The sequence below is a fragment of the Aquiflexum gelatinilyticum genome (assembly GCF_024741135.1).
GTDB lineage: Bacteria > Bacteroidota > Bacteroidia > Cytophagales > Cyclobacteriaceae > Cognataquiflexum > Cognataquiflexum gelatinilyticum.
In genome coordinates this window covers 843111-864697 of the sequence record NZ_JANSUY010000001.1, presented here as the reverse complement: position 1 = coordinate 864697, position 21587 = coordinate 843111, and the positions used below count along the sequence as shown (strand labels likewise).

Here is a 21587-nt window from a genome sequence, read left to right as displayed (position 1 = left end):
TCATTTCATGATTGTTATAAAATTAGCACTAAAGCAAAGAAATTAACCTCATTCATTCCCAACTTTCTTAAAGGAACGTACAAAAGAACCTTGGGTATTGCCTACTTCTTTGAGATACCTTTCGAGCAGTTCTTGACTGATTTGGGAAGAGTCGCCATATTTAATTCTAAGGGCTTTCAATTGTCCATGAAGCGTCTTTTTTATAGAAGCATAGGCAGGATCTTCATAGACGTTTTTCATTTCCTTTGGATCATTTTTCCTGTCATATAATTCCCATTCATCCACATCATAATAAAAATGGATCAACTTATACTCCTTGGTCACAATGGCGTAATGCCTTTTGACCATGTGGATAGAGGGGTACTCGTAATAATGATAGTACACGGCATCCCTGTCCCACTTATCCGACTGCCCTATTAGCAAAGGCATCAGACTTTCTCCTTGCATGTCTGATGGTGCTTCGATATTGGCTGCTTCGAGAAAAGTCTGAGCAAAATCAAGGTTCTGAACCATTTCATCTGACTTGCTTCCAGGCTTGATTTTTCCATGCCATGAGATCATCAATGGGGTTTTGAAAGACTCATCATAGACAAACCTCTTATCAAACCAACCATGTTCTCCTAGATAAAATCCTTGATCCGAAGTATAGACGATGATGGTGTTTTCCATCAAACCATTTTCCTCAAGGTAGTCCAAAACCCTTCCGACATTTTCGTCGACAGCGGCAATGGTTCCAAGGTAATCCTGCATGTACCTTTGATACCGCCATTTCATTTTATCTACCTCATTCATAGAGTGATATGATTTGACAAATGAATCATTCATTGGGCCATAAACTTTGTCCCAATTGGCTCTTTGAGCAGGACTCATCCTCCCAACCTCTCTTTGAAAAGCTCCTTTGTCCCAACCCGATGCATCCGGAATTCCCAACTGATCCATCACTTCCGGATACAATTTGGAATCCCCTGACCAATTCATATGGGTCAAAAGATTCATTTCAGCCTCTTTTGCAGCAGAACCTCTTCCAGAATAATCATCAAAAAGGGTGGCCGGCTCAGGAAATGTTTTTTTGGAGAATTCCTCTAGATGGCGCTCAGCAGGTAGCCACTCCCGATGAGGGGCCTTGTGGAGATACATCAAAAAAAACGGATCTTCCTCCTTCCTTTCATTCTCCAACCAATCCAAAGTAAAGTCTGTAATCAAGTCAGTGACATAGCCCTCTACCTCGATGGTACCTTCGTTTTTGGTGATAAAAGTCGGATTGTAATAAGCCCCCTGTCCCGGCAAAATCTTGAATTGATCAAAGCCCTTTGGATTGTTACCAAAATGCAGTTTCCCAAACATGGCAGTCTGATAACCATTGGCTTTTAGCAGTTGGGGAAAAGTGACCATGGTCGTATCAAAGGGGAAATGGTTGTCAGTTTTGCCGTTGAGATGGGAATGCTTCCCTGTCAAAATCGTCGCACGAGAAGGTGCACAAATGGAATTTGTGACGCAGGCATTGGAAAAAAGCATTCCATTATTGGCAATCCTGTCAATATTTGGGGTCTGGATCAGCCTGTCATCGTAGGCACTGATGGCCTGATAGGCATGGTCATCCGACATGATAAAGATGATATTTGGTCTTCCTTTTTCCTGATTGGACCCAAGGCTGTCCATCTTTGCGGTTGTTTCCGTTACCATCAAGACTACAATCAACAAGGCAAATATTTTATTCATAGCATCTTTTGTTTTTTTTCAATCCACTCTTTTCAAAATAACTGACTTTATCTCAAGGTTGGCATCCGCTCCGCCTTTTGTCCCTAAGGCAAGTTTCAGCGGTCCTTTTTCAAACCTCTTTTTACCTAAAGGGACAAGAGGCCATTTTTTTTCTGTTACTTCCCCCCGGGGAACTCGGTCCGGACTCGAAATTTCTTCAGCAAAATAGGCTTTTGGCACTTCTATTTCCCATTCATCTTCATTCATTTCAAGTATTATTTGGAAAGGAGCTGCATTTGAAAGTTGGAGATAAATCTCATAGTCACTGTCCTGCACCGTCTCAATGTCCCAAGATACCCGATCGGCTTCTGATGAAAATCCCACAAACCAATCATTGGCCCAACCCATTTTTCCTTTGAACATGACTCCTCCCTCCATTTTTCCATCCGGTGCAGGGAGTTCTATTCGGGGAACATGCGCATGTCCCACTTGGATCAAAGGCGGAGTTATTCCTTTTTTTGTTACATTTTGAAACCAAGCCAAATATTCCTTCTCCATCAATTCTGCCAATTGGGTATTTTCAACAAGGATGTTATGGTTTTGGGAATAATCATTTTCCAGATCGTAGAGCTCTTTTTTGTTTTTTTGCAGGGTCAAAAGATACTTTTGATTTCGAATCGCTCCAGGAATCGTATCAAAATCCTGATTGACATGATGAGTAAAAAAGTACCTGTCCTCCCATTGCGGATTACCCTTGATCAACGGCAATAGACTTTTGCCGTGAACTTCAATTTCTTCAGCGATCTTTATTTCCAAAATATCCATCAAAGTCGGAAGCACATCAATGTGTGCTGCCCAAGGTTTGATCACTTGAGTATCTTGACCGGGAATCCGCATAAAAAAAGGAACCCTCACCCCTCCTTCATCCAAATGGGCTTTGGTCCCTTTCATGCCACCGTTGAATCTCACGCCATTGGGTCCATTGTCTGTCATAAAGATGACTATGGTATTGTCAAGTTTCCCGCTTTGTTTGAGAAAAGACATCAGCTTACCGATGTTGTCATCAATATTCTCAACCATTCCGTAAACCGCAGCGTCCTTGTCACTGAGGCCTTTGACTTTGTATTTGTCAAAATAACTGTCAGGAACCTGAAAAGGACTGTGGGGAGTATTAAAAGAAATCATCGCAAAAAAAGGAGCTTCTCCTTCCATAAAATCCACCGTTTTGTCAGTCAGGAAATCCGGCAAATAACCTTCAAAAGGGACTTCTTCAAAATTATGGGTGAGTTTGCTGTCAAAGTAATTGTTGAGATGGCCTTCCGTAAATCCCAAAAACTCCTCAAAACCCTGACCGATAGGGTCATGGGGGAATTGTTTCCCCTGATGCCATTTACCGAATAAGCCTGTCCTATACCCGTTGGACTGAAGGATCTCAGCAATGGTCAATTCTTCCTCCCGCATCACTTCCATTCTGTGTGTCACCCAAGTGGTGCCGGTTGCAGGATGATATCTTCCTGTAAGAAGACTTGCCCTTGTAGGTGCACAGACCGGGGAAACATAAAACCTGTCAAAAACTATAGATTGGGAAGCCAAAGAATCAATATTGGGGGTTTCAATCAGCTTATTGCCATGGAATGATAAATCTCCCCAACCTTGGTCATCCGTGATGATGAGTAAAACATTAGGTTTTGGAGGGGTGGGTTTTACCTGACATGAACTGAAGAATAACCAAGCAAACAAAAGTAAAAAACATAATGAGGGCGTGAATTTCATGGTCATTCAGGTTTTGGATCTTACAATCAAGATACCTGAAATTATTGAAAAACATCAAAGAATATCAATGCTTATCCCTATTTTTAGAGGTCAAAAAACCTATAACCTATGAAAACAAGATTAGAAAAAACCCTTCTACTTACCGCTTTACTTCCTTTTGTGATTTTTTCTTGTGGACCAAAAACAGAAGAAAAGGCGGTAGAATCAACAGAAACCTCCAAATTTTTAAATCCACCATTAATTAGTGATTTGTTTACCGCTGACCCTTCTGCCCATGTATTTGAGGGAAAAATCTACATTTATCCTTCCCATGATGTGGAATCTGATGTAAAAGAGGATGATATGGGTGCTCACTTTAACATGGTGGATTACCATGTATATTCTATGGAAAAGCCCGGTGGTGTGATCACAGATCATGGCAAAGTATTGGATGTGGCAGACGTGGCTTGGGCAAAAAGACAAATGTGGGCCCCTGATGCAGCGGAAAAAGACGGAAAGTATTTTCTCTATTTTCCTGCAAAAGATGCCAATGACATATTCAAAATCGGAGTCGCAGTTTCTGATGAACCTTATGGTCCTTTTGTTGCCAATCCCGAACCGATGAAAGGTACCTTCAGTATAGACCCTGCAGTTTTCAAAGATGACGATGGCAGCTATTTTATGTATTGGGGAGGAATCTGGGGTGGACAATTGCAGCAATATCGGGACGGTAAGCACCAACCTGTCGGGGCAGGACCTACAGATGGAATTCCTGCTCCTGACCAACCTTCGCTCATGCCCCAAATGGCAAAGTTGGCTGATGACATGATGGAACTAGCAGAGGCAGCAAAACCTGTTCAGATTTTGGATTCCTTGGGAAATCCAATTTTGGCAGGTGATAACAACAGAAGGTTTTTTGAAGCAGCGTGGATGCACAAGTATAATGGGAAATATTATCTCTCCTACTCAACAGGTGATACCCATTTCATTGCCTACGCAACAGGTGACAATCCTTATGGACCATTTACTTACCAAGGAGTGGTTCTTAATCCTGTTCAGGGATGGACCAACCACCATTCGATAGTAGAGTTCGAAGGCAAATGGTATCTCTTCTACCATGACACCGAACTCGCAAACAAAACTCACCTCCGCAATATCAAAATGACCGAATTGGTACACAATGAAGATGGCACGATCCAGACCATTGAGCCGATGAGGAAGTAATGGAGATTTGAGATGTGAGACGTGAGATTTGAGAAAAAAACACCGTCAAGTGATTCTTGACGGTGTTTTTTTATTTATGATTGCACTTTTCAACAATCAAATGGGAGGGAAATATTCTGATTTTAGCTCCTTCGACAAACAGCCCCGAAGCGGGCGGAATATCAGTAGCCCCGTGCAAGGCGCTTCTCTGATTTTTATACCCAAACAAATTTCCATGCACCGCAGCTCGGGGTTTCAGAAAATGAGTTGCCTTTGGTTTTTGGAAGCAAAAAAGAAAATATTGGAATTGGTTTCCCACCAAAAACAGGGAAGGTTCAATTAATTTGGAAGGTCGTCTTTCTCTTTTTCAATTATTTGACTAAATCTCGACGATCTTTTCTCGTGTCACTTTTTGTCCCCGATAAATACGGGGCAGGCTTTACCACAAAAAGTAACCAAAAAAAGGCAAGTGGGCGGAATCCTATCCGCGCGCAGAGCCACCGCCGGCCCGGTCCGCCGACCTCCTCCCCACAGTTGTTCCAATAAAAGATTTCTCTGAAGTATAAGATTCTTTATTAGTAAACCATTTAAATTTCTATTCTAGGGTCTCCTTCGACCAACAGCCCCGAAGCGGGCTGAATAATATTAGCCCCGTGCAAGGTGTTATAGAAAATGGATGTCGTTAGTTTTTGGGAGCAAAAAGGGAAAGTCAGGAATTGGCTTCGCACCAAAAACAGGGAAGGTTCAATTAATTTGGAAGGTCGTCTTTCTCTTTTTCAATTATTTGACTAAATCTCGACGATCTTTTCTCGTGTCACTTTTTGTCTTACCACAAAAAATAACCAAAAAAGGCAAGTCGGTGGAATCCTATCCGCGCGCAGTGCCACCGCCGGCCCGGTCCGCCGACCTCCTCCCCACAGATGTTCCAATAAAAGATTTCCCTGAAGTATAAGATTCCTTATTAGTAAACCATTGAAATTTCTATTCTCGGGGCTTAATTGCATCCCGCAATTTTCGCGGATCCGCCTATCGGTTACGCCTAGCACCAAATAAAAAAACCGTCTAGTTGACACTAGACGGTTTTTTCATGTATGATGGGTTAAATCCTAAATGAATTCATTCAGGATATTTTCGTACAATTCCTGCTTGCCGCTTGTTTGTTTTGGTTCGCCGTTGGCAACTGCCAAGCTTCTCAAATCCTCCAAAGTCAGCTTTCCTTCTTCGAATTCTTTTCCTTTTCCTGCATCAAATGAAGCATAACGCTGCTTTCTCAGATCTAGGTAAGCTGAGTTTTCCAAAATATCATTTGCGATCAACATGCCTCTTGCGAAAGCATCCATGGAGCCAATATGTGCCAAGAAAAGATCTTCAAGGTCTGTGGAATTCCTTCTTACTTTCGCATCAAAGTTTACTCCTCCACCTTGTAAGCCTCCGCCTTGAAGGATCACCAACATCGCTTCAGTCAATTCCTGAAGGTTGATGGCAAATTGGTCGGTATCCCATCCGTTTTGCGCATCTCCTCTGTTGGCATCGATGGAACCCAACATCCCTGCATCAGCTGCTACCTGTAGTTCATGTTGGAAAGTATGGCCCGCCAATGTCGCATGGTTGACTTCGATATTCAATTTGAAATCCTTATCCAACCCAAAATGTCTCAAGAAACCGATCACTGTGGCGGAATCATAGTCATATTGGTGTTTGGTAGGTTCCATCGGCTTTGGCTCGATAAAGAACGTTCCTTTAAATCCGTTCTTTCTTGCATAATCCCTAGCCATGGTCAAAAATCTGCCAAGATGCTCGGTTTCACGTTTCATGTCGGTATTCAAAAGAGACATATAACCTTCTCTTCCTCCCCAGAACACATAATTTTCTCCGCCTAATTTGATGGTGGCATCGATCGCATTTTTCACCTGAGTTCCTGCCCAAGTCACGACATTGAAGTCGGGATTGGTAGAAGCACCGTTCATATAGCGTGGATTGGAGAATACATTGGCTGTCCCCCAAAGCAACTTCACCCCGGTTTCACTTTGTTTTTGCTTGGCATAATCAGTGATGATCTGCATCCTGTTTTCGTATTCGGAAAGGGAATTTCCTTCATCTATGAGATCGATGTCATGGAAGCAATAGTAAGGAGCTCCGATTTTGGTGATGAATTCAAAGGCCGCATCCATTTTGTCTTTCGCTCTCTGAACCGCATCTGGATTGGCGTCCCAAGGTCTCTCCATCGTGCCCGGTCCAAAAGGATCAGCACCTGTGGCACAGAAGGTATGCCAATAGGCAATTGAAAACTTAAAATGTTCCTTCAGGGTCTTCCCTCCAATGATTTTATTTTCATCATAATATTTGAAAGCAAATGGATTTTTTGAGCCTTTTCCTTCAAACTTGATTTTGTCGATGTTTGGAAAATAGGTTTTTGACATGGTATTTATAGGTTATTTTTAGATTTGAGATTTGAGATGTGAGATTTGAGTAAGCAGTGTTCGGTATTCAGTGGTCAGTTGGCAGTGTTCAGTAAGCAGTGTTCAGTGATCAGTAAGCAGTATTCAGTGTTCAGTAAGCAGTATTCAGTAACTGGTATGTACTCAATATACGCTGGGACTGCACACTGTAAACTATGTACTGTAAACTGCAAAAACCGATCACTGCACTTTTTTTAATGCATCCAACCAACTTTCATAGACTTCCTTATAGGCAATGACCAAAGAAGGGTCAGGTTCTTTTGATGCTAATTTTTCAAGACCCTGAAATGCTTCTTTTGGAGAGGCATAAATTCCAGCCCCGATCCCGGCACCTCGGGCTGCACCTTGCGAACCGTCAGTATCATAGAGTTCTAGAGTGACATCGTTCATATTGACAAAAGCCTCTCTGAACAATGGACTCAAAAACATATTTGCTCTTCCCGCTTTGACAGTGTTGAGATTTAGGCCCATGTCTTTCATGATGCTAAAACCATAAGTCAGCGAAGCAACTATCCCCTCTTGCCCTGCCCGGAGAACATGTCTCTTGTCATGCTTGAGAAGATTGATGCCTGAAAGATGCGCATCCACGGATTTGTTTTCCATGATCCTTTCCACACCGTTTCCAAATGGAATGAACTTCAGACCTTCAGATCCTATCGGAACCTGCGCTGCCATGTCATTCATTTCAGGATAGGAAATACTTTCACCTCCCAGTAGTTTTTTGAGCCAGGAATTCAAAATTCCTGTACCGTTGACACAAAGCAAAACACCATATTTTGGATCTTCCTGCTTGTGATTGACATGGACAAAGGTATTTACTCTGGATTTCGGGTCATATACCGCTCGTGTACTTACTCCATATACTGTCCCGCTTGTACCTGCAGTCGTTGCCAATTCGCCTTCTTCCAATACATTTAGAGAAAAGGCATTATTGGGTTGGTCGCCGGCCCGGTAGGTAATCGGTACGCCCGTTTCTATTCCCAAAATTTCCGAAGCTTCGGAATTCACCTTTCCCTGAAAAGAGAAAGAAGGTACCACGTCTGCGATCAGGGATTCGTCGATCCCGTAGTATTCCAATAGCTTTTTAGACAATCCATTTGATTTGAAATCCCAGAAAATCCCTTCTGAAAGACCTGTCTCCGAAGTTTTGATTTCACCGGAAAGCTTCATGGCGATGTAATCACCGGGAAGCATGATTTTATGAATTTTGGCAAAAAGCTCAGGCTCGTTTTCCTTGACCCAATTCAGCTTAGATGCCGTAAAGTTTCCCGGAGAATTCAACAAATGGGGAAGGCAATATTCCTCTCCCAATTCCTCAAAGGCTTTGTTTCCTATCCCTACAGCCCTGCTGTCACACCAAATGATGGAAGGACGGATAACTTTTCCATTTTTATCCACACAAACCAATCCATGCATCTGATAGGAAATTCCGATTGCTTTCAGTTCTCCCTTTTGGATATTTCCTCCCTTGACTATGGCATGGGTGGTATCAATAATATACTTCCACCACATGTCAGGGTCTTGTTCCGCCCAGTCTTTTTGAGGGGCGGAAATGGTCATTTCAACTTTAGGCAAACCTTCTGAGGCAACGACTTTGCCTGTATCCGCATCCAGAAGGGTTGCTTTTACTGAAGAACTTCCAATGTCATACCCAATCAATAATCTTCTCATACTTTATGGTTTTTACCAGAATACAGTGTAAAGAGCTGCTAAGATTCCCACTATAAGTATTGCACCGATTTTAAAGGCCATACTTGTTCGGAAAAGTTCCTTGTTAATCTCAATACCTTTTGGATGGTCTTTTCCTTTACCCTCTATTAAGCTGATAATAATAATCAAGGCAGAAATAATCAAAAACACCACGCCCATTCTATCTAAGAATGGAAGGTTTGGCATTCCAAATTTCAAAGCAGTGGACAATGGAATAGTCAGAACAGCTGCTGTCAATGCTGCATTTGAAGTGGCTTTTTTCCAGAAAACACCAAAGAAGAAAATCGCCAAAACACCCGGAGAAACAAATCCTGTATACTCCTGGATAAACTGAAATGCCTGATCAAGTGTCCCCAATGCCGGGGCCACAATGGCAGCTATCACAAACGCGACCAAAGCAGTTATCCTGCCGACCTTCACTTGCTTGGTTTCAGATGCACCTTTATTAATATATTGATTATAGATATCCATCGTAAAAATCGTCGATGTACTATTGGCCATAGAAGCCAAGGAAGAAACAATAGCTGCAGTCAATGCTGCAAATGCCAAACCTTTCAAACCAACAGGCAAAATCTGAAGCAAAGTAGGATAAGCCCTATCTGATTTGATCAACCCTGTAACAGGGTCATTCATAGATGCAATAAAATCTGCATCAATTCCATTCTTTACAATTACCCAAGCAGCGATTCCAGGAATCACCACGATCAATGGCATGAGTAATTTAAGAAAACCAGCAAAAATCATCCCTTTCTGGGCTTCATCAAGATTCTTTGCTGCCAAAGCACGCTGGGTGATGTATTGGTTAAATCCCCAATAACTCAGGTTGGTAATCCACATTCCACCTACCAAAACACTGATACCTGGAAGATCAAGATAAGCATCTCTCATGCCACCTTTTCCATCGGAAACCATCATTTCACCTTCGGACAAAATCATGGAAAAATGACCTGGGACTTCTCTTCTCAATAAACTCAAACCGTCCCATGCATCACCGCTCCCAACGATTTGAAGGGCTATATAAGTTGTGGCAAGACCACCTGCGATCAGGAAAACTACCTGCACCACATCTGTCCAAGCAACCGCTTTTAATCCCCCATAAATAGAGTAGACCATTGCAAACAAAGCCAATCCTATAATTCCATAGGTCATAGGAACGTCAAGGATGGTATTCAAACTCAAAGCACCCAGATAAAGTACTGTAGTCAGGTTAACGAATACATACAACAACAACCAAAATATGGCCATGGTGGTCCTTACCCTGGTATCATACCTGTCGAGCAAAAAGCCCGGCATGGTATAAATTCCTTTTTTGATATATACAGGTAAAAAGAAAATAGCCACTACCACGAGTGTAGCTGCAGCCATCCATTCATAGGTGGATATTGCCAATCCCAAAGCAAATCCAGAGCCTGACATACCGATAAACTGCTCAGCAGATATGTTTGAGGCAATAAGGGATGCCCCTACCGCCCACCACGGCAGCGCTTTGGAGGCAAGAAAATAATCTTTTGAATCTTTGATATGGCCTTTCTTCTCCCGGGAAACAAAAAGGCCCATGCCAACTATCAGCAAACAATATCCGATAAATACGGCGAGGTCTAAGGGTTCTAATAACATAGGTTATGGTTTATTGTAAATGATTTTTATTCGTAATCGATTGCAGAAGATAATTTCAATTTTTAAGCGAATTAATTTCAAATATAATGTTTTCGGCCAATCTCAATACTGTTTTTGAATATTTATACCTGCGGCAAAAGGAAAGGTTAGGTTGTCTGTTTCTTCCTCCTTTGTCAAAAAATGAAAAGCTTTTGGAGACCGAAGTATTAAAATTTCCATTAGCTCTAAAAAAACTAATTCTTAATTTTATTTTTTTTATCAATAAGAAAAACGGATAACTTGAAATTTTATTAGAATCCAAATTCAGACAAAAATATCTCTTATTTTTCTTTTTGTGTACATTTTTGCCTATTTGGTTTGGTAGAAAATCATTTTAAACTAAATAATTTAAATAAAGAATTAATTTATTGTTTAGAAACCCGAGAATTTTTTTGCAAAATTCAATCATTTTTTTGCTTTAAGGGTATAGAACTTTAATAAAATATTTATAGTTTTAAGGGAAGCCTGAAATACTCTTTTAAAATTTTGGGAAATTAATAAAACCAAATCACCATAAATTTTCATAAGGTGAAAACAAATAAATCTGAGGTGAATTTTGAATTACTTTTTCAAGACAACCCTGCACCCATGTTTATATGGGAATTTTCTTCAGGCAATTTTATGGAATGCAACCCTGCAGCCCTATTCCTTTACGGATATCAAAAGGAGGAATTTTTGTCTTTGAACGTGAAAGACATCCGTCCAAAAGAGGAAATTAATAAAATTGAATCCATTATTTCTGATGAATCAGCCTTTTCAAACATGGGCGGTTTAGCACATAAAGGATATTGGACCCATCAGAAAAAGAACGGACAAAAAATCCGGGTAGAAATAAAAGCAAACATCATTGAGTATAATGGGGTAAAATCCTGCATTGTTGTAGTCAACGATATCACCGAGGCAAAAAAAATAGAGGAGGCCTTAAAAACATCAGAAAAAGAATACAAAAGATTATTCAATGCAGGCCCTCTCCCCAAGTGGATTTATGATCCGGAATCTTTGCGGATTCTCACAGTAAACGATATTGCAATAGCTCATTACGGTTACAGCAAAGAGGAATTTTTAAATATGACACTTTTGGATTTGAGACCAAAAGAAGAATACCCAAAGCTTTTTTCAGCTATTCAAAATAGAAATGGAGAAGGGGACAACAAAAATTTTGGAGTATTTACCCATATAAAAAAAGATGGCAGCAAGATCAAAGTTGAAATTAGCAGCCAATATGTAGAATACCTGGGTAAAAAATGCAGGATGGTTTCCTGTCATGATGTCACCAAAAAGGAGCGTCAGAAAAATCTTAACAAACTTGAAATGGATCTTTTGGAGAGGTCCATTTCCCAAAAATCAAACAATGAAAATTACCTTTTTGATTATCTGGCAGGATTGGAAATCGAATTCCCTTACATCAGGGCATCTTTACTCAAAGTAGAAGATGGAAAAGTATGGAACCTGGTGGCTCCAACATTACCAAAAGCTTATATGGATGCCATCCATGGGGCACCGATTGGCCCAAAAGCCGGTTCATGCGGTACAGCAGCCTACCTAAAAAAGAGAATAATTGTATCTGATATCAGCAAAGATCCACTTTGGGAAGATTACAAAGATTTGGCTTCGTCTTTCGGTTTGAAGTCCTGTTGGTCTCAGCCTGTTTTCAATTCTGAAGATAATGTAATAGCGACATTTGCCTGCTATACCTCCGAGGTATGGACCCCATCCGAAGAAGAATTGGATATTTTGAGCCGCTCTGCCTCTTTACTGAGCCTGATATTGGAAAATCACCAAAAAACCAATGAGATTAAGTCAAGCAATGAAAGATATAAGTATGTCACCCTTGCTACAAAGGACGCCATTTATGATTGGGATATTTTGACCGGCAACATTCTTTGGGGTAAAGGATTCCAAGACCTGTTCGGATACACTTTAGATTCTACACCTTTTGAAATCAACCAAAAAGAAGACCTGATTCATTCTGCAGATCTTGATGAAGTCAACAGATCATTGAAAAGTTTTTTTTCAGATAAAAAGCAGGAAAACTGGAATTCAAAATACCGGCTCAAAAAGTCTGATGGTGTATATTCCTTTGTGGAAGAAAGAGCCTATGCCGTAAGAGACCCAAAAGGCAAGGTAGTGCGAATGATCGGAGTTTTGAGTGACATTACCAAGGAGACCTTGGAAGAACAGCAGTTGAGATTGGCCGAAAGTGTTGTCAAAAATACAAGCGATGCTGTGGTGATCACGGACGTAGGAGATTATGAAGGAAAAGATATAAAAATCATCTATTCCAATATTGCTTTTACCAAAATGACCGGATATTCCTCAGAGGACGTTATTGGTAAATCACCAAAATTAATAATAGATAAAGGTCTCGATCAGTCGGAAGAAGAAACATTAAGGGAAATGTTGAAAAGTGGGGAACCTTTCGAAACCACTATAATTTCATTTAAAAAAAATGGGGATGAATTTTGGAATAACCTTTCTGCCAGTCCTGTAAGGGATGACAGCGGTAATATTTCCCAATGGATATTTATTCAAAGAGACATTACAGAAACTCAAAACGAACTCATTCAAAAAAGCTTGTTTTCAGAACTTGGTCTTATTTTTAATAAAAATGAAAATTTGTTGATTACCCTCAACATGGTTTTGGAGCACCTTACAAATTTTGGAAATTTTGGCTATTCTGAAGCTTGGCTGATTTCATCAGACAAACAAACAGTAAATCTCGTGTCCACCTTTCCTATAAAAGATGAATATGACATATTCCGGGAAGATACCAGAAAAATCAAATCTTTTGATTTTGGTCAAGGATTACCGGGGATAATCTGGAAACAAGGAAAATCAGAAATTTGGGATAATCTAGATAAGCATCCAAACTTTGTAAGGAAGGAAGCGGCGCAAAAAACAGGTTTGAATAAGGCATTGGGAATCCCGGTAAAATTCAACAACGAAGTTATCGGTGTGATTCTGTTTGCCGGGGGTGAAAATTTTAAAAAAATCACATTTTTTACCTCTTTGTTCGCAAAATTAGAAACTTTTCTTGGATCTGAGCTTAGGAGAAAACAGGTTGAACATCAACTCAGCGGGGTATTCAATGCTTCCCCAGACATCATTTGTATTGCGGGTACAGATGGGTATTTCAAAAAAATCAATCCTGCAGCAGTTGAACTGACCGGATACACCGAGGAAGAATTATTGGCAAGACCTTTTGTAGAATTTGTTTATCCCGAGGATTTAAAAATATTCCAAAGTGAATTTGAAGGTTTATATAAAACAAAAACGAATCCATATTTTGAAATCAGGGTAATTTCAAAATCTGAAAAACCAATCTGGCTAAGTTGGTCTGCGATACTTTCTGAGGAAGAGGGTCTTATATACGCTGTCGCCAAAGACATTTCTAAGCAAAAGGATCTTCAGGAATTACTTGAAAATGCCACCAAATTATCAAAAATCGGGGGATGGGAGGTAGACCTGATCAAGCAAAAAATAGTATGGTCATCAATGACCAAAGAGATCCACGAATTGGAAAGTGATGATGTACCTCCGACCATTGAAGACGGTGTCAATTTTTATCATCCTGCCTATAGGAAACAGATTTCTGAAATATTGGAAGAAACTATAAAAAATGGCATACCCTTCCAATTTGAATTTCCATTAATTACAGCCAAAGGAAATGAAAAATGGGTACGTGCGATAGGAAGACCTGAATTCAAAAATGGAATATGTGTTAGGTTATTGGGAAGTTTTCAGGATATCCATACTCAAAAAATGGCTGAAATCAATCTTAATAAATCCATACAAGCCATCAAGGATTATAAAACTGCCCTTGACCAATCCTTCAACGTAACCGTAACGGACCTTCAGGGAATTGCTCTTGAGGTAAACGACCATACATGCACACTGTCAGGCTATACCCGTGAAGAGCTCATCGGAACCCATACCCGAATCAATAAGTCCGAATACCATCCCAAGTCCTATTACAAAGAGATGTGGCAGACAATCTCGAAAGGAGAAATATGGCGGGGAGATTTGAAAAACAAAACCAAAAAGGGAGATGAATATTGGGTAGATACCATTATTGCACCCTTGAAAGATGAAAAAGGAAAGATCAAGCAATACCTTGCTATCAGGATAGACATTACCGAAAAGAAAATAGCAGAAGAATCTCTTTTGAAATCCTATGCAGAAAAAGAAGATATTCTTGAAAGTATCGGTGACGCATTTTTTAATTTGGACGAGGATTGGAATATTACTTATTGGAATAAAAAGTCAGAAGAAATTTTCTCAGTCAAAAGGGAGGAAATCTTGGGTAAAAATATTTTTAGTGAATTTCCGGATGCACTTGATCTGGGAGTAAAAGAAAAACTAAAGGATTCAAAAAATCAACAACAAACCTTTCATTTTGAACACTTCTTCCATCAATTAAATTTATGGATTGAAGTCAGTGTCTATCCAAACAAGAAAGGACTTTCTGTCTACCTTAGGGATATTACCCCACAAAAAAATTATCTTGAGGAAATCAAAGAGTCAAACAGCAGGTTTGAAAAAGTTGCCGAAGCAACTAACGATGCTGTTTGGGATTGGGATATTGAAGGTGGAAAAAGGTTTTGGGGAGAAGGATTTAAGAAACTTTTTGGACAGGAAACTGCAAGGGATAAGATAAAAGTTGAAAATTGGATCAATAGTATTCATCCTGTTGATTATTCCATTGTTCAATCAAGTCTTAAAAATGCACTCGACGACAAAGATGTCTTCAAATGGAAAGAGGAATATCGATACAAAAAGAAAAACGGAAAATATGCCTTTGTAGTCGATAGAGGAATAATCATCAGAAATCCGAAAGGTAAGGCAATCCGAATGGTCGGAGCGATGTCGGATTTGACCAAACAAAAAGAATATGAAGAATCATTACAACTATTAAATGAAAACCTGAAAAAACAAGCCAGAGACTTGGAAGTTTCAAATTCCGAGCTTGAACAATTTGCCTATATCGCATCGCATGACCTTCAAGAACCCTTGAGGATGGTTTCGTCGTTTTTGACCCTATTGGAAAAAAAATATGCCGATACACTTGATACCAAAGCACTACAGTACATATCTTTTGCTGTAGATGGTGCAAAGCGGATGAGGCAAATTATCCTTGACCTTTTGGATTATTCCAGAATAGGAAAGGAAGACACCAGGCTGCAGAAATTTGACTTGGATGATATAGTGAAGGAAGTTATATTGCTTCAGAAAAAAATCATCAACGAAACCCAAGCCACGATTATTACTACAGACCTTCCTTCGTTGACTTTCTATCCCTCACCTTTTATCCAGGTTTTCAATAACCTGATCAACAATGCCCTTAAATATTCCCGTGAAGGAATTCGGCCTGAAATACATATTTCAGGAGAAGAGTTTGAAAATGAATGGGTTATTTCTATTAAGGATAACGGTATCGGCATAGAAAAAGAATATTTCGATAAAATCTTTGTCATATTTCAGAGGCTTCACAACAAAAACGAATATGCAGGAACGGGAATAGGTCTTTCAATCGTCAAAAAAATAATCGAAAACCTCGGCGGGAAAATATGGGTGGAATCAACCGGTGGTGAAGGAAGTACTTTTAAATTTTCCATTCCAAAAATCAAATAAAATTTATTACCCAAATATAAAAACCTAAAACAAAATGAAACCCATCCACATACTATTAGTCGAAGATAATGAAGGGGATATCTTTATGACTCGGGAGGCATTTGAAGACTTCAAAATAAAAAACAAAATATCTGTAGCCCGTGATGGGAAAGAGGCTATTGATTTTCTTTTGAAAGAGAACAAATACAAGGAAATTGAAGATCCGGATTTGGTAATTTTGGATATAAATCTGCCTAAAAAAAGCGGGCATGAAGTCTTGAAATCCATAAAAGAAAATCCAAAAACCCAGCACATCCCTGTTATCATGCTATCGACATCCTCTTCGGAAAAAGACATTACATTATCTTATCAAAACCGCGCGAACTGTTATATTACCAAACCGGTAGAGGCAGATGAATTCATGAAAGCCATCACTTCCATAGAGGAGTTTTGGTTGAGTATTGTTTCCCTTCCTCCCGTTAAATGATTTAAATGGAAAAGGACAAAAAGAAATATCGAATCTTGTTGGTTGAGGACAATCTTGGAGATTATGTACTTGTCGAGGAGTATTTGGATGATATGATTTCTGATCCACAAATCTACAGGACAGAAAATTTTAAAGAAACCAAAGAGGTTTTGACTGATAATCAGAAAGTATTTGATGTCATTCTTCTCGATATCACCCTACCCGACAAAAGCGGTGAGCAGCTGATTTCTGAAATGATGGACATAGCAGTACATGTACCTGTCATCGTGCTGACCGGCTATTCTGACGCCAAATTTGCCATCAAGTCTTTAAATATGGGGGTTGCGGATTATCTGCTAAAAGATGAACTGAACCCACCCATTCTCCACAAAAGTATTGTTTATAATATCGAGAGAAACAAAACAATTGTCAGGCTGCAGGAATCCGAGCAAAGGTACGCTGACTTGTTTCAACTTAGTCCCCAACCCATGTGGGTTTTTGATATGGAGACTTTGGTTTTTTTGAATGTCAATCAGGCTGCAATCCAACATTATGGTTACAGTTTGGAAGAATTTATGCAAATGACTATCATGAATATAAGGCCTGTGGAAGAATGGTCTTTTACAGAAAAAATTCTGAATTCTATCCGAATTGAAAATCCCAGCCACTTAAAATATATTCTCAATCACATTAAAAAAGATGGGACAAAAATAAGGGTTGAAGTTCTTTCCAATCCAATAGAATTTCAGGGACGAAAATGTAGAATCATTTTAGCCAATGATATCACATCCAAGCTTAAATACCTTGAAGCCATAGAAACCCAAAATGAAAAACTCAGGGATATAGCCTGGGTCCAATCCCACATACTAAGAGCGCCTCTTTCGAGAATGATGGGCATCATAGAAATGATAAAAAGGGAAGATATGGAGTTATCGGAGATCAAGGAATATCTAGGTCATATTATCAATTCAGCATATGAACTGGATGAAATCATCAAAGATGTGGTAGATAAAGCGCAGCAAATCAATTTTCAGGACGTATCAAAGCAAAACTGAATCAAAAAGATATTTTTTGATCCAGTTTTTTCATTTTTAAGCCTTCTCAAACACGATAAATTTTTAAGGTTTAAAAATCATTGAAAGCAATAGATATTTTACCCCAAATAATTTTTACTGGTTACGATTCAGGTTAACTTTATACTAACCCTCTGCCACAACTTTTTGCATCTTTTTCCAAACCCAAAATACCATGAGAGATTCAAAAAAAGTCAACATCATAGGCGGTGGTGTCGCAGGCCTCGCTGCCGGAATTTACGGAAGGCTAAACGGATTCGAAGTTACCGTTTTTGAAATGGGAAAGCGTACCGGCGGGGTCTGTACTTCTTGGAAAAAAGCCGGATTTAAAGTCAATGGGTCTATTCATTGGCTGATCGGTTCAGCTCCAGGGATTGATTTTTATAGTATGTGGTCCGATCTTGGAGTTTTGGATGAAATTGACTTTTATTATCATGATAGTTTTATTGAATTCAAAGACATTGATGGTGTCGAGGTTCATTTCTATACCGACCCAAACAAACTTCAGCAGCATTTATTGAGTATTTCACCTGTAGACTCAAGGTTGATCGGAGAGTTGATCCACCATATCAAATTACTGTCAAATGCCAATTTCACGATGGATAGGGCATTTGGTTTGCTGCATGCATGGGATTGGAGCAAAGTCTTCATGGACAACATGCCTGCAGTGGTTGCTTTGGGAAAATACAACAACATGTCGGTATGGGAATTTGCAAAAAAATTCAAATCCAAAATCCTGAGAAAAGCTTTCCGGAATTTTTGGTCACCCGATATGTCTATGAGTTTTTTGTTGCTCCAGCTGAGCTATGCGGCAAACAGAATTGGAGGGTATCCTATCGGAGGTTCCGGTAAATTTATGGATGCACTTACCAAACGTTATTTGGACCTTGGGGGCAAACTGGAATTGGGACAAAAAATCAGCAAGGTCATCGTTGAAAAAAATAAAACCGTTGGTATCCAAAGCGCTGATTCAAAATTCCATTATTCTGATTTTGTGGTCTCTGCCTGCGATGGATACAGTGTACTGTTCAAGTTGTTGGATCCGGGCTATATTGACAATGAGACATTGGACGCCTACAGGACTTTAGAAACTTTCCCATCTCTGGTATTTTTTTCCGCAGGGTTAAACAGGACCTTTGAGGATCTTAGATCATCTATTATTGGACTCAACATCCCGTTTGACAAAAAGCTTCAGGTGGGGAATTTTCTGCACGAAAGGGTCTCTTTTCAGATTTATAATTTTGATAATACAATATCTCCCATTGGAAAAACTTTGGTTACTGCCATGCTTGATACCGATTTTGAATTTTGGCAAAAACTCCATCAAAAGGGAGAAAAACCTTACAGGGAGGAAAGGTCACACATCGAAAGGGAATTACTAAAAACTTTAGAGAAAGAATTTCCCGGAATATCAAAAAATGTGGACTTCATGGATATTGCCACTCCCATTACTTTTGAAAACTGGACCGGAAATCACAATGGCAGCTATAAAGGTTGGCTTCCTACCCCCGGGTCTATCAAAACCAAAATCTCAAGCCATTTTGAAAACCTTAAGGGATTTTATATGGCAGGGCATTGGGTAGCAACAGGAGGTGGCTTGCCACCGGCTGCTTATTCAGGCCGCGAGGTCATTAGACAAATATGTGCATCGGAAGGAATAAATTTTGAACATGGACAATGAGTATCCAGAGACAAAGACTCATTTGGCCGGATAAAATGAACTCCGCTTATCAAGATTGTAGATTTCTTTTGTGGGATTTTTTTTAGCTTTCTATCCAAGAAACCAATTAAACCTATTATTCCACAAATGAGCATCAAAAAATCAGGGGCCACGATTATATTTTTTATATTGATAAGTGTTGGCTATGCCAATGATGGCTATAAGCTTTGGCTTCAATACCTTCCATTTGAAAATAAAGCAGTCAGTGACTATTACAGAGATTACCTAGAAAACATATCCATATCAGGCGAGTCCCCTACCCTAGACATCATACAAAAAGAATTGATTATCGCATCAAAAGGTTTTTTTGACCAACAAGTCCTACCCGAATTTTCAAAAACCACGGATTCCAATTTGACTTGGATCATCCGGTCAGAAGATTTGCCCGAAGAAATCAAAGGTAAGCTCGGGACCAAACTTTCTGAAGTCAAAGAAGAAGGATATTGGTTGAAATCCTATCAGGGAAAAATCATCATCACAGCCAAAACTGATATCGGATTGCTTTATGGAACATTTGCTTTTTTGAAGGCCATTCAGACAAGAGAAAAACTGGAAAACCTTGACCGGCTAGAAAATCCAAAAATCCAAAAACGGCTTCTCAACCATTGGGATAACCTCAATAGGACGGTAGAAAGAGGATATGCAGGATTTAGCATCTGGAACTGGCACAGGCTACCCAATCATATCGACCAACAATACATAGACTATGCCCGTGCAAATGCATCGATTGGAATCAACGGGACTTCGATCTTCAATGTGAATTCCAATGCATTGATTTTGACGCCTGAATACCTCGAAAAAGCCAAAGCCTTAGCAGATGCATTTAGACCATATGGTATTAAAATATACCTAACAGCAAGGTTCAATGCTCCAATGATCTTGGACAGTTTGCCCACTGCCGATCCTCAGGATCCGGCTGTGCAGGTCTGGTGGAAAAAGAAAACCAAAGAAATATATTCCTATATCCCTGATTTTGGAGGATTCTTGGTCAAAGCAGATTCCGAAGGACAGCCCGGTCCTCATAATTATGGGCGTACCCAAGCAGACGGAGCAAATATGCTGGCAGATGCTGTCAGACCTTTTGGAGGTATTGTGATGTGGCGTGCTTTTGTTTATAATGAAAAAACGCCTACAGACAGGATCCGACAGGCTTATGATGAATTCAAGCCTTTGGATGGAACGTTTAGGGACAATGTAATCGTGCAGGTCAAAAACGGTCCTCTGGACTTCCAACCACGAGAACCATTTCATCCATTATTCGGAGCCATGCCTAAAACCCCTTTGATGATGGAATTCCAGATTACAAAGGAATATCTAGGCCAAGAGACGCATTGGGTCAATCTCGCTACCATGTGGAGAGAAATCCTACAATCTGATACTTATGCCAAAGGAAAAGGAAGTACCGTCAGCAAAGTGATTGACGGAAGTCTTCACGGATATAAACTCACAGGAATAGCCGGCGTTGCCAATATAGGAACAGACAGAAACTGGACAGGGCATCAGACTGCACAGGCGGATTGGTATGCCTTTGGCAAACTCGCTTGGAATCCTGATGCAAACATTGATGAAATCGCTGAAGATTGGTTAAAAATGACATTTTCCAATGATGTTGATTTTGTCGCCACCTCCAAAGAAATCATGCTCCGATCCCATGAAATCCTAGTCAATTACATGACTCCTTTGGGATTGCACCACATCATGGCAAGAAGCCATCATTGGGGTCCCGGTCCTTGGGTTACAGGCGGCGGAAGAGAAGATTGGACAGCCACCTATTATCACAAAGCTTCTGAAGAAGGGATAGGATTTGACAGGACCGAAAAAGGCAGCAATGCATTGGCCCAATATGCGCCTGAATGGAAAAAAACATGGGGAGATGCCGACAAAATTCCATTAGAATATTTGCTATGGTTTCACCGTGTTTCTTGGGACAAAAAACTTTCGACAGGAAATAACCTTTGGACAGAAATGGCTTTGCGTTACCAAAAAGGAGTGGAAGGTGCTAGGTGGATGCAATCCCAATGGGCCAAAATGGAAGGAAAGATAGACCAGGAAAGATATGAACACATCAGTTCATTTTTTAAAATCCAGGTATCCGAAGCAGAATGGTGGAGAGATTCCTGTCTGCTTTATTTTCAGCAGTTTTCCAAAATGACATTACCTCCAGGAGTTGAAAAACCAAAACATGACCTGAAATACTATCTGAATTTTAAAAGAAATTTTGTACCCGGAATCTAAACCAT

At 40.0% G+C, this 21587-nt stretch carries 12 protein-coding genes; 7 read left to right on the top strand and 5 right to left on the bottom strand.

Going from position 1 to position 21587, the window contains the following annotated elements; all coding sequences use genetic code 11:
* Nucleotides 1-48: 48 nt before the first annotated feature.
* The gene (locus tag NU887_RS03685; protein WP_258422053.1) at nt 49-1683 is read right to left on the bottom strand and encodes a sulfatase family protein; all 1635 of its coding nucleotides are present in this window, start codon (nt 1681-1683) and stop codon (nt 49-51) included.
* A gap of 54 nt (nt 1684-1737) precedes the next feature.
* Nucleotides 1738-3471 (bottom strand): arylsulfatase, encoded by a 1734-nt coding sequence (locus tag NU887_RS03680; RefSeq protein WP_258421995.1) that lies wholly within the window; start codon nt 3469-3471, stop codon nt 1738-1740.
* A gap of 108 nt (nt 3472-3579) precedes the next feature.
* On the opposite strand from NU887_RS03680, the gene NU887_RS03675 reads away from it, so the two are divergent.
* Together NU887_RS03675 and NU887_RS03670 are read left to right on the top strand one after the other, a co-directional pair.
* A complete protein-coding gene (locus NU887_RS03675; RefSeq protein ID WP_258421994.1) occupies nt 3580-4674 on the top strand; it encodes a glycoside hydrolase family 43 protein in 1095 nt (364 codons plus the stop codon).
* Between the two features lie 28 nt (nt 4675-4702).
* Nucleotides 4703-4996 carry a hypothetical protein gene (locus NU887_RS03670; RefSeq protein WP_258421993.1) on the top strand — a complete coding sequence of 98 codons (294 nt, stop codon included), beginning with the start codon at nt 4703-4705 and terminating at the stop codon, nt 4994-4996.
* A gap of 763 nt (nt 4997-5759) precedes the next feature.
* Here NU887_RS03670 and xylA read toward each other — a convergent pair.
* From xylA to NU887_RS03655, 3 genes are all read right to left on the bottom strand, one after another.
* Nucleotides 5760-7073, bottom strand: a complete 1314-nt coding sequence (gene xylA, locus NU887_RS03665) for a xylose isomerase (RefSeq protein WP_258421992.1) — start codon at nt 7071-7073, stop codon at nt 5760-5762.
* Nucleotides 7074-7292: 219 nt separating this feature from the next.
* On the bottom strand, nt 7293-8783 hold the full coding sequence (locus tag NU887_RS03660; RefSeq protein ID WP_258421991.1) for a xylulokinase: 1491 nt from the start codon (nt 8781-8783) through the stop codon (nt 7293-7295).
* Between the two features lie 12 nt (nt 8784-8795).
* Complete coding sequence (locus tag NU887_RS03655) at nt 8796-10439, bottom strand: sodium/sugar symporter (protein ID WP_258421990.1); 1644 nt, start codon at nt 10437-10439, stop codon at nt 8796-8798.
* A 567-nt stretch (nt 10440-11006) separates the two neighbouring features.
* Between NU887_RS03655 and NU887_RS03650 the strand changes: the two genes are divergently transcribed.
* The 5 genes from NU887_RS03650 to NU887_RS03630 all read left to right on the top strand — a co-directional run bounded on the left by NU887_RS03650 (nt 11007) and on the right by NU887_RS03630 (nt 21582).
* On the top strand, nt 11007-16109 hold the full coding sequence (locus NU887_RS03650) for a PAS domain S-box protein (protein WP_258421989.1): 5103 nt from the start codon (nt 11007-11009) through the stop codon (nt 16107-16109).
* Between the two features lie 34 nt (nt 16110-16143).
* The gene (locus tag NU887_RS03645; protein ID WP_258421988.1) at nt 16144-16575 is read left to right on the top strand and encodes a response regulator; all 432 of its coding nucleotides are present in this window, start codon (nt 16144-16146) and stop codon (nt 16573-16575) included.
* A gap of 5 nt (nt 16576-16580) precedes the next feature.
* Nucleotides 16581-17609: a PAS domain S-box protein gene (locus NU887_RS03640; RefSeq protein ID WP_258421987.1), complete on the top strand. Its 1029-nt coding sequence runs from the start codon at nt 16581-16583 to the stop codon at nt 17607-17609.
* Between the two features lie 193 nt (nt 17610-17802).
* Entirely contained in the window at nt 17803-19308 is a 1506-nt protein-coding gene (locus NU887_RS03635) for a phytoene desaturase family protein (protein ID WP_258421986.1), read from the top strand.
* Between the two features lie 126 nt (nt 19309-19434).
* On the top strand, nt 19435-21582 hold the full coding sequence (locus NU887_RS03630) for an alpha-glucuronidase family glycosyl hydrolase (protein ID WP_258421985.1): 2148 nt from the start codon (nt 19435-19437) through the stop codon (nt 21580-21582).
* Nucleotides 21583-21587 lie beyond the last annotated feature (5 nt).

Bases quoted from the DNA above. Each gene is read 5' to 3' on its own strand.
- NU887_RS03685 (WP_258422053.1), bottom strand. From the start codon at position 1,683: ATGGTAACGGAAACAACCGCAAAGATGGACAGCCTTGGGTCCAATCAG.
- NU887_RS03680 (WP_258421995.1), bottom strand. From the start codon at position 3,471: ATGAAATTCACGCCCTCATTATGTTTTTTACTTTTGTTTGCTTGGTTA.
- NU887_RS03675 (WP_258421994.1), top strand. From the start codon at position 3,580: ATGAAAACAAGATTAGAAAAAACCCTTCTACTTACCGCTTTACTTCCT.
- xylA (WP_258421992.1), bottom strand. From the start codon at position 7,073: ATGTCAAAAACCTATTTTCCAAACATCGACAAAATCAAGTTTGAAGGA.
- NU887_RS03660 (WP_258421991.1), bottom strand. From the start codon at position 8,783: ATGAGAAGATTATTGATTGGGTATGACATTGGAAGTTCTTCAGTAAAA.
- NU887_RS03655 (WP_258421990.1), bottom strand. From the start codon at position 10,439: ATGTTATTAGAACCCTTAGACCTCGCCGTATTTATCGGATATTGTTTG.
- NU887_RS03645 (WP_258421988.1), top strand. From the start codon at position 16,144: ATGAAACCCATCCACATACTATTAGTCGAAGATAATGAAGGGGATATC.
- NU887_RS03640 (WP_258421987.1), top strand. From the start codon at position 16,581: ATGGAAAAGGACAAAAAGAAATATCGAATCTTGTTGGTTGAGGACAAT.
- NU887_RS03635 (WP_258421986.1), top strand. From the start codon at position 17,803: ATGAGAGATTCAAAAAAAGTCAACATCATAGGCGGTGGTGTCGCAGGC.
- NU887_RS03630 (WP_258421985.1), top strand. From the start codon at position 19,435: ATGAGCATCAAAAAATCAGGGGCCACGATTATATTTTTTATATTGATA.